We start from the raw sequence: 12,835 nt of genomic DNA on the forward strand, positions 1-12,835 counted from the left end.
ATAGCCAGTCAAAACGACGGCTTATGGCAAAGCGCCACTGGGCTTCCGCCTTCGCGGGAGCATGATGAGATATCGGCAGCGATTTCGAACATGTCCGGAATGACGGAACGCTCGGGGTAAGGTCAGAGCGGTCAGGCCTCGTCTCAGCAGCACGATCGTGCGACTCGGCCGATCGCTGTGCCCTTCCGGCTGCGACGGGCTTATTCCTCGCCGCGGCCCATGCCCGTCATGTCGCCGCCGGGGCTGCCGAAGCCGCCGCTGCCCATGCCGCCCATGCCGCCGCGCCCACCATGGCCGCCCCGGCCGCCGCGCCCGCCACCGCCGCCGCCACGTCGGCGGTCCTGCGCCGAGACGCGGCCCGAGACGTGCGGCAATTCGTCCCACGCCAGCTTGCCGTCGTGGTTCGTGTCGAGCGATCCGAACCGCTTGGCTGCGGCCTCGGCGAATTCGCGGGCATCGACACCGCGGTTGAAGTTGCGATCGGCGGCGGTCACCGGCTCGGGCAGCTCGAAATAGCTGAACCGCGCCGCGCCGAGCTTGCCCGCGTCATAGCTCGGCGCCTTGCCGCCGCCCTCGCCATCCGGATTGCTCATCACATAGCCGCCGCCGCCACCCGATCGGACCTCCGGCGCGACGGTGCTTTCATAATAATCGATATCGTCGGGGTCGATCTCGCCATCGTGCTTGCGGTCGAGCTGCGCGAAGAAGTGGCTGGCATCCGCCTGGAATTCGGCGCGGCTGACGAAGCCGTCGCGATCGGCGTCGGCCGCGTCGAACCAGGCACGCTCCGGGTCGGGCGCGGCGTCGGTGCCGTGGAACGGCTGGCCCATCGGGCTGATGAAGGTGCGGTGGTTGCCGTGCGCGGGCGGCGGCGGTGCCGGCGGCTGCTGCGCCGCGACGCTGGCGGAGCAGGCGAGCAATGCGGCGAAGGCGATGCGACTCATGATCGGTGTCCCCTGTAGTTCAGTGCGGTCAACCAGCCCAATGTTGCGGCTGGATGTCCACGCCGCCGGAAGAGACTATGATCCGGTTATTCGGGAGAAACATTTTGCCGCCAGAAGGGGAGCATGATGAGCCAACAGCATAATGCGACGGCGGCGGGGGACGAAGCGGCGGCGATCCTGGTGGTCGACGACGATCGTGAGATCCGCTCGCTGCTGACCGAAAGCCTCGGCGCGCGCGGCTATCGCGTGCAGGCCGCCGCCAACACCCGCGAGATGGACAGCGTGCTCGAACGCGAGCGGATCGACGCGGTACTGCTCGACGTGATGATGCCGGGCGAGGACGGCATCTCCGCCTGTCGCCGGATCACCCGCGACGGCGGCCCGACCGTGATCATGCTGAGCGCGCTTGGCGAGGAGCGCGACCGGATCGTCGGGCTGGAGATCGGCGCGAGCCACTATCTCACCAAGCCGTGCAGCGCCCGCGAGGTGATCGCCACCGTCCGCGCCGCCTTGCGCAGCCGTCATCAGGCGGAGCCCGCCGACCGGTCGCGACTGACCTTCGATGGCTGGACGATGGACCTGATGGCGCACGAATTGTTCGATGCTCAGGGCGTGCTGGTCGGCCTCACCGACGGGGAATTCGCGCTGCTGCGCGTCTTCGCCGAACGGCCGCGGCGCGTGCTGTCGCGCGAATTGCTGCTCGAGGCGGCGCGCGGCCCCAATTCCGACGCCTTCGATCGGGCGATCGATGTCCAGATCAGCCGGCTGCGGCGCAAGCTGCGCAGCGGCGGCGACGACATCATCCGCACCATCCGCAACGAAGGCTATCTGTTCGTGCCGGCGGTGGCGCGCGCATGACCGCCAACCGGCCGGTCCGGCCGGCGGTGCGTTGGGTAAGCAAGTCGCTGTTCTGGCGCGTCTTCCTCGTGATGCTGCTGAGCGTCGCGGCGGTGCAGGCGCTCAACGTGGCGCTGGTCGTGTTCCTCACCCCGCCGACGCCGCGCATCTTCTCGGTGCCGCAGGTCGCCAATGCGCTGCGCTCCGGGCAGGATGCGACCGGCGAGGTGCTGGTGACGCGCGAGGCGAGCAACCCCGCCCCCGCCGATCCGCGCGGCACGCGGATCAGCCGGCTGATCGCGATGCAGCTCGATCTGCCGCCGGCGCGCGTCCACGTCCAGTTCGGCGGGCCGCCGCCGCTCGTCTTCGGGCCGCTGCCGCCGCGCGGCGGGTTCGGCGACCGGCCGCCGCCCGACGCGCGCAATCAGATCCTGTTCGGCCATTTCACCGTCGCGGTGAAGCAGCGCGACGGCAGCTGGCGGGTGGCGCGCGCGGCGCATACCGGCTTCGAAAGCTGGCGGTGGCGCGCCTTTCAGTGGCTGCTCGCCGCGCTGCTCGCGGTCGCCCCCTTCGCCTGGCTGCTCGCACGGCGGCTGACCAAGCCGATCGCCGCCTTCGGCGCCGCGGCGGAGCGGCTCGGCCGTGATCCGCGCGCCGCGCCGCTGCCGCTCGGCGGGCCGGCGGAGATCGCCGAGGCGGCGGCGGCGTTCAACCGGATGCAGGCGCGGCTCAACCGCTATGTCGAGGACCGCACGATGATGATCGCCGCGATCGCGCACGATCTGCGTACGCCCCTGATGCGGCTCGGCCTGCGGCTCGAACGCGCGCCGGAACCGCTGCGCAGCGCGAGCGAGGCGGACATCCGCGACATGCAGGCGATGATCCAGGCCGCGCTCGCCTTCTTCCGCGACGGCACGCAGGCGGTCGAACGCCGCCGGCTCGACCTGCGCTCGCTGGTCGAGAGCGTCACCGACGACCTCGCCGATCATGGCGAGCCGGTGGTGCTCCACGACGGCGATCCGCTGGTGATCGAGGGCGATGCCGCCGCGCTGAAATCGCTGGTCGCCAATCTGGTCGGCAATGCGCTCAAATATGCCGGCGACGCCGAGGTGACGCTGGCGCGGATCGACGGCCATGCGCTGATCGAGGTGCGCGATCACGGCCCCGGCATTCCGCCCGAGGACGTCCACCGCCTGTTCGAGCCGTTCTTCCGCGGCGAACGGTCGCGCAACCGCGACACCGGCGGCATCGGCCTCGGCCTCAGCAGCGTCCGCGGCGTCGCCCGCGCGCATGGCGGCGACGCGACGATCGCCAACCACCCGCAAGCGGGCGCGGTGGCGCGGGTGACCTTGCCGGTGTGAGAGCGGCCGGCTGTAAGCCGGTGCCGCCGGAGCGCAACGTTGCGGCTATCGCCCTCGCAACGCGCGCTCACCCTCGAACATATAATCCCGCGTGATCGGCAGCGCGGTGCGGCTGCGGCTGAACTGGATCTGGAAATTGACCAGCCCGCCATTCTCGAAGGCATTGGCCGCGCCGGCGAGATAGAAGGTCCACATCCGGTAGAAGCGCTCGTCGTACAAGGCGACGATCGCGTCGCGCGCCGCCACCGTGCGGCGATACCATTCGTGCAGCGTATAGGCATAGTGCAGCCGCAGGATCTCGACGTCGGTGAGGAACATCTTCAGCCCCTCGAACGCCGCGATCGTCTCTGACAAGGCGGGGTTGTAGCCGCCCGGGAAGATATATTTGGTCGTCCAGTCGTCGGTGACGCTGGGCGGCCCGAGCCGGCCGATCGTGTGGATCAGCGCGACACCCTCCGGTGCGAGGAGGTCGCGGCATTTGCGGAAGTAGGCCCGGTATTGCGGCGGGCCGACATGTTCGAACATGCCCACCGAGACGATGCGGTCGAACTGGCCCTCGACGCGGCGATAGTCGATCAGCTCGAACCGCACCTTGTCGGCGACGCCCGCCGCCGCGGCGCGTTCGCGCGCGATCTTGAGCTGTTCTTCCGACAGGGTCACGCCAAGCACCTCGACGCCGAAATGCTTGTTGAGATACAGCGCCATGCCGCCCCAGCCACAGCCGATGTCGAGCACCGTCATGCCCGGCTTCAGCGCCAGCTTGGCGGCGATATGCGCGAGCTTGTCCGACTGCGCCTGTTCGAGGCTGTTGTCGGGATCGGTATAATAGGCGCAGCTATATTGCTTGTCGGCATCGAGAAAGAGATCGTAGAGCCGCGCCGACAGATCGTAATGATGCGCGACATTCTGCTTGGAGCGGCGCTCCATGTTGATCCGGTCGAGCCGGTGCTTGACCGCGCCGACGCCGCGCACCACCGCCGAGGGCTGGAGCGCGTTCTGGCCATGCTCATAGGCGCTGTTGTGCTTCATCAGCCGGACGAGGCCCATGATGTCGTCGCCGTCGACGGTCATCCGCCCGTCCATATACATCTCGCCCGCGGCGAGCGCGGGGTTGCGGACGATGCGACCGGCAACGCCATTGTCCTGGAACCGCAGCTGGATATGACCGAGGTCGGGATCGGGCGTGCCGAAGGTGGCGGGGGGTTTGCCGGGACGGTGGAGGGTGAGTTGGCCACGCTTGACGGCGCGGCTGAGGAACATGTCGATCAGCGCCATGCGCGCCGCCATAATCGCCTATATGCCAGCATACCAATCGTAATCGACATTGTCCTCCCAATAGCCGCCCTTGCCCTTGCCGATCGCGGCGAGGCTGGCCACCGCGGTGATCCCGGTGACGTATTTGGCGTGCTTGTAGCCGAGCTGGCGCTCGACGCGCAGCCGCACCGGGGCGCCGTGCGGGACGGTGAGCCGCGCGCCGTTCATCTTGAGCGCGAGGATCGTCTGCGGGTGGAAGGCGTCGACGGTGTCGATCGATTCGTAATAGGGCTGGCCGTTGTAGAGGTCGGCGCAGGTAAAGACGACGTAGCGCGCCGAGCGGCGCATCCCCGCGGCCTTAAGCACCGTGCCGAGCATCGGCCCTTGCCACTGGCCGATCGCGCTCCACCCCTCGACGCAATCGTGGCGGGTGATCTGGCTGCGCGCGGGCATCGCGGCGAGCTGATTGAGCGATAGCGACAGCGGCCGGTCGACCAGCCCGTCGACGGCGAGCCGGTAGCTGCTGAACTGGTCGGCGACCATCGCGGCATAAGCCGGCGTACCGGGATCGCGCGTGCCGTTGGCGCGGAAGATCGGCGACATCTGCTCGCGGGTGAATTCCGGCGCGAGCGCGCCGCGATCGAGCAACGCACGTTGCAGGCCGCGATGCATGTCCTCGCCCGCGAACAGGATCTTCCGCGCCTGCGGGATCGCGGCGACCTTGTCGCAGCCGGCGAGCAGCAGCCCGGCGCCTGCCGTCAGGAGCGAACGACGGGGGAGGATCATGCCTCGGGGACCTTCCACTTGCCGGTGATCATCGAGCGCAGTTCGTTGCCTGCGCCGGCGAGGATGACGAGCGCCACATGGACGACGATGAACCCGCCGAGCAGCGTGGCGGTGACGAAATGCAGCGAGCGCGCCGACTGGCGGCCGCCGAACAGATCGAGCAACCAGGGCCAGGCCGCGTCCATCCCCGGCGACAGCGCCAGCCCGGTGGCGATCATCATCGGCAGCGCGACGAAGAGGACGAGGATGTAGCTCCACTTCTGGAGGCTGTTGTAGGCGGCAGGATCGTCGGCGTCGTGAAAGCGCAGGTTGAAATGATCGCGCACGTCCGCGGCCAGATGCGCGGGGCTGACATCGGCGCGGCGCAAAGCGAGCTTGCGCGCGAAATGGCGGTTGATCAGGCTGACGATCATATAGCCGAGCAGGCCGAAGGCGAAGACGAGCGCGAACAGCAGGTGCCAGCGGCGCGAGATGGCGAGATTGTAGTTGGCGGGAATCGTTATCCACGCCGGAAAGCGCGGCAGCTGCGCCCAGGCATGGTCGAAATTCGCCCCGTAACGCCCCCAGTAGAGCCGCGGATGCGCGTTGGAGATGCCAAGGCCGCTGCCGAGCAGGATGACGACCGATACGGCGTTGACCCAATGCCACAGCCGCGTCGCCAGCGCGTGGCGGACGATCGACGTTCCGGGAGTGTTTGCGTCCATTCCCGCATCATAGCAGTTAAGCAGCGATGATCGACTGGCATTTCTACGAACCGCGCGACGGCCACCGGCTGCCGCATGATCCCGTCAACGCGATGGTCGCGCCGCGTCCGATCGGCTGGATCAGCAGCGTCTCGGCGGACGGCGTGCGCAACGTCGCGCCGTACAGCTTCTTCAACCTGATCAATTATACGCCGCCGCTGATCGCCTTCTCCTCGATGGGCTGGAAGGACAGCGTCGCCAATATCGCGGCGACCGGCGAATTCGTCTGGAACCTCGCGACGCGCGATCTCGCCGAGGCGATGAACGCGACCGCGGCGGCGGTGGCGGCGGAGGTCGACGAATTCGACCTCGCCGGGCTGGAGACGCTGCCGTCGCGGCTGGTCGCGCCGGCACGGGTCGCGGCGAGCCCGGTGGCGTTCGAATGCCGGCTGACCCAGCTGATCCGCCTCAAGGACCGGCAGGGCGCCGACCTCGACCAATATCTGGTGATCGGCGAGGCGGTCGGCATCCATATCGACAGTGCGATGCTCGACGACGGCGTCTACCAGACCGCCCGCCCCCGCCCGATCCTGCGCGGCGGCGGTCCGGCCGATTATTTCGAGGTGACGCCCGAGACGCGCTTCACGATGCGCCGGCCGGGCTGAGGGCGCGGGCGGGGGCGCGGATGCGCCTTCCCCGTTGGCGTGCCCCGCTCCGTCCGCTATGCCGATCACAATAGCGCCACGATTGAAGGCCGTTGATCGCATGTTGAATGCCATGGGGTTGCTGAAGCAGCGCCGCTTCCTGCCCCTCTTCACCACCCAGTTCCTCGGCGCCTTCAACGACAATCTGTTCAAGACGTCGATGGTGCTGTTCGCGACCTATGCGATCTTCAACGATCCGCATATGGAAACGAACTTCAACGCCCTGGCGACGGGGATCGCCATCCTGCCGTTCTTCCTGTTCTCGGCGCTCGCCGGGCAGCTCGCCGACAGCCACGACAAGGCGCGGATCATCCGCATCGTCAAGACCGCGGAAATCGGCATCATGCTGCTCGGCGCGGCGGGGCTGATGGTGGCGCGCGCCGGCCTGCCGACGCTCGGCGTCGGACTGATGCTCGGCGCGGTGCTGTTCCTCGGCGTCCACTCGACCTTCTTCGGCCCGATCAAATATGCGATCCTGCCGCAGCACCTCAAACCGCACGACGTGCTCGGCGGCACCGGGCTGGTCGAGGCGGGGACCTATCTCGCCATCCTGCTCGGCACGATCGTGGCCGGCTATGTGCCGATCGAGGGCGCGGCGATCCTCGTGCTGGTCGTCGCGGCGATCGGCTGGTTCGCGGCGCGCTTCGTGCCGCCGGCGCCGCGCGAGGGGCCGCGGCTGACGCTCAACTACAATCCCTTCTCCGCCTCGTGGCGGCTGATCCGCACGACGATGCACATTCCGCGGCTGTTCCTGGCGATCTGCGCGATCAGCTTCTTCTGGACGATCGGCGCGGTGCTGATCATTATCTTCCCGCCGCTGGTCAAGAACGTGCTCACCGCCGACAAGATGGTGGCGAGCGGCGCGATCGCGGTCTTCTCGGTCGGCGTCGCGATCGGATCGGTGGTCATCAACACGATGCTGCGCGGGCGGATCAGCGCGCGCTATTCGCCGCTGTCGGTGATCGCGATGGGCGGATTCGTCGTCGTCTTCTCCTTGCTCTGCCGCACCTGGGTGCCGGCGCCGCCGGGGCAATTCTACGACTGGACGCAATTCGTCGCGCAGCCGCGCAGCATCCCGATCATGCTGTCGCTGCTCGCGATCGCCACCACCGGCGGCATGTTCGTCGTGCCGCTCTATGCCTTCCTGACCACCACGGTGGAGAAGGACCAGACCGCGCGCACCGTCGCGGCGAACAACGTCGTCAATTCGGGGGCGATGACGCTGGGTTCGATCGCGGCGATCGGGATCAACCTCGCCGGCGTGCAGCCGGTCGACATGCTGTTCCTCGTCGCCGCCATGTGCCTGATCTCCGCCTGGATCGCACAGCGACTGCATCGCGCCTGCGACTGAGCGGCGCCGCCGCTAGAACAGGAACGTGTAGAAGCAGGTGAAGAAGGCGGCGAAGCTGAGCAGGAACAGCTTCCAGTCCGAATCGTCGCCGCGCCGGGCGTCGGGTGCCACCGGCGGCGGCAGAGTCTGCCGGAAGGGATGGCGGGCGGCTTCATTGGTGAGGACGAGGCGTCTGGTCATGGCGACCGGGTTAACGAATTGTTTACGAATTGGACCAGTGGCTAAGGTGGTTAATATCCGGCTGTCCGACTGTGGGACGCAATTGTAGGAGTAGATCGATGAGCGTCGCCTTCCGCCGCGAGAGCGACGAGGAACATCTCGAACCCAAATTCGAATTGCCGATCCCGCGTGCGCCCAATCGCGTCACCGCCGCGGGCCAGCGGCTGATCGCGACGCGGATCGCCGAACTGGAGGCCGCGCTGGCGACGGCGGCGCCCGATGCGGTCGACGCGCTGCGCCGCGACCTGCGCTATTGGCAGACGCGCCGCACCACCGCGATCCCGACCGCCGCGCCCGAGGATGGCAGCGCCGGCTTCGGCACGCGGGTGACGATCCGGCTCGGCGGACGGGAGCGGACGATCGACATCGTCGGCGACGACGAGGCGGACCCCGCCGCCGACCGGCTGGGCTATGGCGCGCCGCTGGCGCAGGCGCTGTTCGGGGCGGAGGTCGGCGACCAGCTGGCGTTCAACGGCCGTGACGAGACGATCGAGGTGCTGGCGGTCGCGCCGATCGATGCCGCCGAGGGGCCGAGCTACGAAGCCGGGGGGGCTTCGTAGCTCGACGGTCGGGCACCGGGGAGCGCCCGGACGTCGACGGGTGAGTGGGAGAGAACGCCGCCGACAGCGGCTGCGATACGGGCGGCATGTTGCTCCGATATGTCTGGGATCGACCGAACCGGACATCTGCCTGCAATCCGCCGGCGCGATGGCCTGCGGCGAAGGAGCCTCGCCATGCCGGCACCGCCGCCGATCGCCACCTGCCTTGCGACCCGCCACCGCCCCGGCCGCAGCCGCAGCGAGACCGACGGCATCCGCCGCGCCCGCTGCCTGTGCTGCGGCCTGCTGCTGATGCGGACCGCGATCAGCCGGCGATGGATCATCGCGGATCGGCTGGGGTAGCGGCCGGGCCGGGGAGTCGGCCGTGATCGATCGTCGCGCCCGGACCGACGGCCATCACACCGCCGGTCCGGGCATCATGATGCCGGGCGCAGCGGGGCATGCCCGTCCGGCGCCTGGTCGCGGCAGATCGTGCTAGCGCCCCTTGGGTACCGGTGCCGGCGCGATGATCGCCGAGCGCGCGGCGTTGCGTTCCTCGACGCTGACGACGCCGTCGTGGTTGGTGTCGTAGCGATAGGCCAGGGCGCGGAACAGGCCCTGCATCTCGGTCGGCGTCACCTTGCCGTCGTGATTGGCATCGGCGGTGTTGAACCAGGCGGCGCTGATCGCCTTGGCCTTGCCCGGCGGCATCTTGTTCTTGCCGACATCCATCCTCGCGACGCGCGCGTCGATCTCGGCGCGGGTCAGCACGCCGTCGTGATTGGCGTCGGTGCGGTCGAACTCCGCCTGCAATTTGGGATCGATCTTCTCCGCCGCCAGCGCCGGGGTGGCGAGCAGCAGCGGCAGGATGACGAGCAACGGACGCATGATATCTCCGGTCGAACGAAAGGATGGCGCCCGCTTAGGCGCGGGCGTTTAAACCCATCGTGAACGCAACCGTTGCGCCACCGCGCCCGGACGCTTAGTGGCGCGGCGACTTGCCCTATCCAAGGATGCTGCCGTGACCGATCAGATCAACCGCGTCGTTCTCGCCTATTCGGGTGGGCTGGATACGAGCGTGATCCTGAAATGGCTCCAACAGACGTACAATTGCGAGGTGGTGACCTTCACCGCAGACCTCGGCCAGGGCGAGGAGCTGGAGCCGGCGCGTCAGAAGGCGCAGATGGCCGGCGTCAAGCCCGAGCATATCTTCATCGACGATCTGCGCGAGGAGTTCGTCCGCGACTACGTCTTCCCGATGATGCGCTCCAATGCCCTGTACGAGGGGCTGTACCTGCTCGGCACGTCGATTGCGCGGCCGCTGATCGCCAAGCGCCAGATCGAGATCGCGCGGCAGGTCGGCGCCGATGCGGTCAGCCACGGCGCGACCGGCAAGGGCAACGATCAGGTCCGCTTCGAACTCGGCTATTATGCGCTCGCGCCCGACATCAAGGTGATCGCGCCGTGGCGCGAATGGGACCTGACCAGCCGCACCCGGCTGATCGAATTCGCCGAACAGCATCAGATTCCGGTCAGCAAGGACAAGCGCGGCGAATCGCCCTTCTCGACCGACGCCAATCTGCTGCACACCTCGTCCGAGGGTAAGGTGCTCGAGGATCCGTGGGAGGAGGTGCCGGACTATGTCTATTCGCGCACCGTCAACCCGGAGGATGCGCCCGACGCGCCCGAATATATCACGATCGACTTCGAGCGCGGCGACGGCGTCGCGCTCAACGGCGAGGCGACCAGCCCGGCGACGCTGCTGGCCAAGCTCAACGAGCTCGGCCGCCGTCACGGCATCGGCCGGCTCGATCTGGTCGAGAATCGCTTCGTCGGCATGAAGAGCCGCGGCATGTACGAAACGCCGGGCGGCACCATCTATCATCTCGCCCATCGCGGCATCGAGCAGATCACGCTCGACCGCGGCGCCGCGCACCTCAAGGACGAACTGGCGCCGCGCTACGCCGAGCTGATCTACAACGGCTTCTGGTTCTCGCCGGAGCGCGAGATGCTGCAGGCCGCGATCGACCACAGCCAGGCCAAGGTGTCGGGCACGGTGCGGCTCAAGCTCTACAAGGGCGGCGTCTATATCGTCGGCCGCAAGTCGCCCAATTCGCTCTATTCGGAAAAGGTCGTCACCTTCGAGGACGATCAGGGCGCCTATGACCAGCGCGACGCGGCGGGCTTCATCAAGCTCAACGCGCTCAGGCTGCGCCTGCTCGGGCGGCGCGATCGGTAAAGGATAGCGCGACGAGGCGGCAAGCGGCGATAGCCAGCCTGTCCCAGGCGGCGGCCCCAAAGGGGTAACGTGGCGTGACCGCCGCCTGGCGCCTCGTCACCACCCTTAAACCCGCCTTAACCACCCTCCCCGCAGAATCGCGGCCATGGCCCGGCGGCTCCGATCCGATACGCTGATCGCAGCCGTGCTGGCGCTGCTGCTCGGCCTCGTCTGGACGATCCGCGCCAGCTCCGATCTCGGGCAGCTCCGCCTGCCCGATACCGACGACGTGATGCGGCTCGCGCAGATTCGCGACTGGCTGGCCGGTCAGCCGTTCGGCGATCTGAGTCAGCATCGCCTCGCGGGCGGCTTGCCGATGCACTGGACGCGGCTCGCCGATCTCGGCCTCGCGGCGATCATCGTTGCGTTGCGGCCGCTGCTCGGCAGCCACGCCGCCGAGGTGATCGCGGTCACCGTCTGGCCGATCGTACTGTTCGCCGTCGCGCTGCGGCTCGTCATCCGTATCGCCCGGCGACTGGGCGGGGAGCGGGTCGCGGCCACCGCCGGAGTGATCGCCGCGCTCGCCTATCCGGCGACGACGGTCTTCCTGCCGGGGCGGATCGATCATCACGGCTTGCAGCTCGTGCTGTTGCTCGCCGGCGTCGCGGGGCTGCTCGCCCGCGATGCGCGCGGCGCGGCGCTCGCCGGCGGCTGTACGGCGGCGAGCCTGATCGTCGGGCTGGAGACCGCGCCGCTGCTCGCGCTCGCCGGCCTCTGGCTCGTCGCGGGATGGGCACGGCACCGCGTCGCCGGCGCGACGCTGGCCGCCTTCGCGCTCGGCCTGCTCCTCACCCTGATCGTCGGCCGCGCGCTGTTCGCGAGCGATGACTTTGCCTATCCGGCCTGCGACGGCTTAACCCGCATCGCCTGGCGCGCGTTCCTGGCGCCCGCCGGCGCGGTGCTGCTGCTGGCGCTGCTCGACCGGCTCTTGACCGGTCACCGGCTCCGCTGGATCGCGGTGGTCGCGCTCGGCGGCGGCGCCGTCGCGTTGGGGCTCGCCCTGTCGCCGCAATGCCTGCATCCCTATGGCGCGGTCGATCCACGGATCGCCGCGCTCTGGCTGAATCAGGTCGGCGAGGCGCAGTCGATCCGGTCGGCGCCCGTCGCGACGAGCTTCGGCTATGCCGGGCTGCCGCTCGTCGGCTTCGCGGCGACCCTATGGCAGATGGCCCGCCGCCGCGGCCTCGCGTCGCACAGGGGAACGCCCGGAGACACCGCGAGCGGCATGGCGGCAGAGACACGTCCCGGCTGGGAGCTGATCGCCTTGCTGCTCGCCGGCGCGCTCGCGATCACCGCGGTGCAGCTGCGGGGCGCCTATCCCGCCGCCCTGCTCGCCGCACCCGCCCTCGCCGCGATGGTCGCCGCGGCGCGTGACCGCGGTCCGGCGGCGCTGGTCGCGAGCTGGCTCGCCGCCGCCGGCATCCTCTACCCGCTCGCCGCCCGAGCGCTGCCCTCGAAGACCGGCGAGGCGAGCGTCGGTCGCGGCGATTGCGGTGCGCCGGCGATGATCGCGACGCTCAACCGCCTGCCGCCGGGGCGCGTGATCGCGCCGGTCGATGCCGGGGCGTGGATTATCGGCGGCACTGCGGATACGGTGCTGGCCGCCCCCTATCATCGCGACGGCGCCGGACTGCGCGCGGTCTACGCCTTCTACGCCGCGCCGGCAGGCGTTGCCGCCGCCACCGCCGACCGGCTCGGCGCGCACTATCTGCTCGCCTGCGCGGCCCTTCCCGGCGCGCACCGCCGCGGCAGCGCTGCCGCCGCGCTCGCCCGCGGCACCCTGCCCGGCTTCGCCACCGTCGCCGTTTTGCCGGACGGCGCCCGCATCATCGCGCGGAACCGCTTGTCGGGGGGCGCTCCGCCCGCGTAAGGCGGTCGG

The 12,835-nt window shown here is 69.0% G+C and carries 14 protein-coding genes; 8 read left to right on the forward strand and 6 right to left on the reverse strand.

All coding sequences use genetic code 11. The annotated features are described in order from the left end of the window. Positions 1–200: 200 nt before the first annotated feature. Positions 201–944 (reverse strand): EF-hand domain-containing protein, encoded by a 744-nt coding sequence (locus V8201_RS14295; protein ID WP_336545701.1) that lies wholly within the window; start codon positions 942–944, stop codon positions 201–203. 126 nt (positions 945–1,070) lie between these two features. Between V8201_RS14295 and V8201_RS14300 the strand changes: the two genes are divergently transcribed. Beyond that, positions 1,071–1,802 carry a response regulator gene (locus V8201_RS14300; RefSeq protein WP_373276486.1) on the forward strand — a complete coding sequence of 244 codons (732 nt, stop codon included), beginning with the start codon at positions 1,071–1,073 and terminating at the stop codon, positions 1,800–1,802. Then, the gene (locus tag V8201_RS14305) at positions 1,799–3,142 is read left to right on the forward strand and encodes a HAMP domain-containing sensor histidine kinase (protein ID WP_336545702.1); all 1,344 of its coding nucleotides are present in this window, start codon (positions 1,799–1,801) and stop codon (positions 3,140–3,142) included. The genes V8201_RS14300 and V8201_RS14305 overlap by 4 nt, the downstream gene beginning before the upstream one ends. A gap of 45 nt (positions 3,143–3,187) precedes the next feature. Here V8201_RS14305 and V8201_RS14310 read toward each other — a convergent pair whose 3' ends face one another. The 3 genes from V8201_RS14310 to V8201_RS14320 are packed head-to-tail and all read right to left on the reverse strand — an operon-like array spanning position 3,188 to position 5,886. Then, on the reverse strand, positions 3,188–4,417 hold the full coding sequence (locus tag V8201_RS14310; RefSeq protein WP_336545703.1) for a class I SAM-dependent methyltransferase: 1,230 nt from the start codon (positions 4,415–4,417) through the stop codon (positions 3,188–3,190). 18 nt (positions 4,418–4,435) lie between these two features. Continuing rightward, positions 4,436–5,182: a molybdopterin-dependent oxidoreductase gene (locus tag V8201_RS14315; protein ID WP_336545704.1), complete on the reverse strand. Its 747-nt coding sequence runs from the start codon at positions 5,180–5,182 to the stop codon at positions 4,436–4,438. Continuing rightward, positions 5,179–5,886 (reverse strand): cytochrome b/b6 domain-containing protein, encoded by a 708-nt coding sequence (locus V8201_RS14320; RefSeq protein ID WP_336545705.1) that lies wholly within the window; start codon positions 5,884–5,886, stop codon positions 5,179–5,181. The genes V8201_RS14315 and V8201_RS14320 overlap by 4 nt, the downstream gene beginning before the upstream one ends. Positions 5,887–5,912: 26 nt before the next feature. On the opposite strand from V8201_RS14320, the gene V8201_RS14325 reads away from it, so the two are divergent. Together V8201_RS14325 and V8201_RS14330 are read left to right on the forward strand one after the other, a co-directional pair. Next, positions 5,913–6,530 carry a flavin reductase family protein gene (locus tag V8201_RS14325; RefSeq protein WP_336545706.1) on the forward strand — a complete coding sequence of 206 codons (618 nt, stop codon included), beginning with the start codon at positions 5,913–5,915 and terminating at the stop codon, positions 6,528–6,530. 100 nt (positions 6,531–6,630) lie between these two features. After that, positions 6,631–7,920, forward strand: a complete 1,290-nt coding sequence (locus V8201_RS14330) for an MFS transporter (protein WP_037534930.1) — start codon at positions 6,631–6,633, stop codon at positions 7,918–7,920. A gap of 12 nt (positions 7,921–7,932) precedes the next feature. Here the strand turns inward: V8201_RS14330 and V8201_RS14335 are convergent, their stop codons facing one another. Then, positions 7,933–8,100: a hypothetical protein gene (locus V8201_RS14335; RefSeq protein ID WP_200870430.1), complete on the reverse strand. Its 168-nt coding sequence runs from the start codon at positions 8,098–8,100 to the stop codon at positions 7,933–7,935. Positions 8,101–8,198: 98 nt separating this feature from the next. On the opposite strand from V8201_RS14335, the gene V8201_RS14340 reads away from it, so the two are divergent. After that, a complete protein-coding gene (locus V8201_RS14340; RefSeq protein ID WP_336545707.1) occupies positions 8,199–8,699 on the forward strand; it encodes a GreA/GreB family elongation factor in 501 nt (166 codons plus the stop codon). A 174-nt stretch (positions 8,700–8,873) separates the two neighbouring features. After that, a complete protein-coding gene (locus V8201_RS14345; RefSeq protein WP_153810804.1) occupies positions 8,874–9,041 on the forward strand; it encodes a hypothetical protein in 168 nt (55 codons plus the stop codon). Positions 9,042–9,173: 132 nt separating this feature from the next. On the opposite strand, the gene V8201_RS14350 is transcribed toward V8201_RS14345, so the two are convergent. Beyond that, entirely contained in the window at positions 9,174–9,566 is a 393-nt protein-coding gene (locus V8201_RS14350; RefSeq protein WP_235199758.1) for an EF-hand domain-containing protein, read from the reverse strand. Positions 9,567–9,699: 133 nt separating this feature from the next. Here V8201_RS14350 and V8201_RS14355 point away from each other — a divergent pair, with 133 nt between their 5' ends. Both V8201_RS14355 and V8201_RS14360 read left to right on the forward strand, forming a co-directional pair. Further along, complete coding sequence (locus tag V8201_RS14355) at positions 9,700–10,917, forward strand: argininosuccinate synthase (RefSeq protein ID WP_037534927.1); 1,218 nt, start codon at positions 9,700–9,702, stop codon at positions 10,915–10,917. A gap of 145 nt (positions 10,918–11,062) precedes the next feature. Next, complete coding sequence (locus V8201_RS14360) at positions 11,063–12,826, forward strand: hypothetical protein (RefSeq protein ID WP_336545708.1); 1,764 nt, start codon at positions 11,063–11,065, stop codon at positions 12,824–12,826. Positions 12,827–12,835: the final 9 nt, after the last annotated feature.

It is taken from the genome of Sphingomonas kyungheensis, assembly GCF_037120395.1.
GTDB classification, from domain to species: domain Bacteria; phylum Pseudomonadota; class Alphaproteobacteria; order Sphingomonadales; family Sphingomonadaceae; genus Sphingomonas; species Sphingomonas kyungheensis.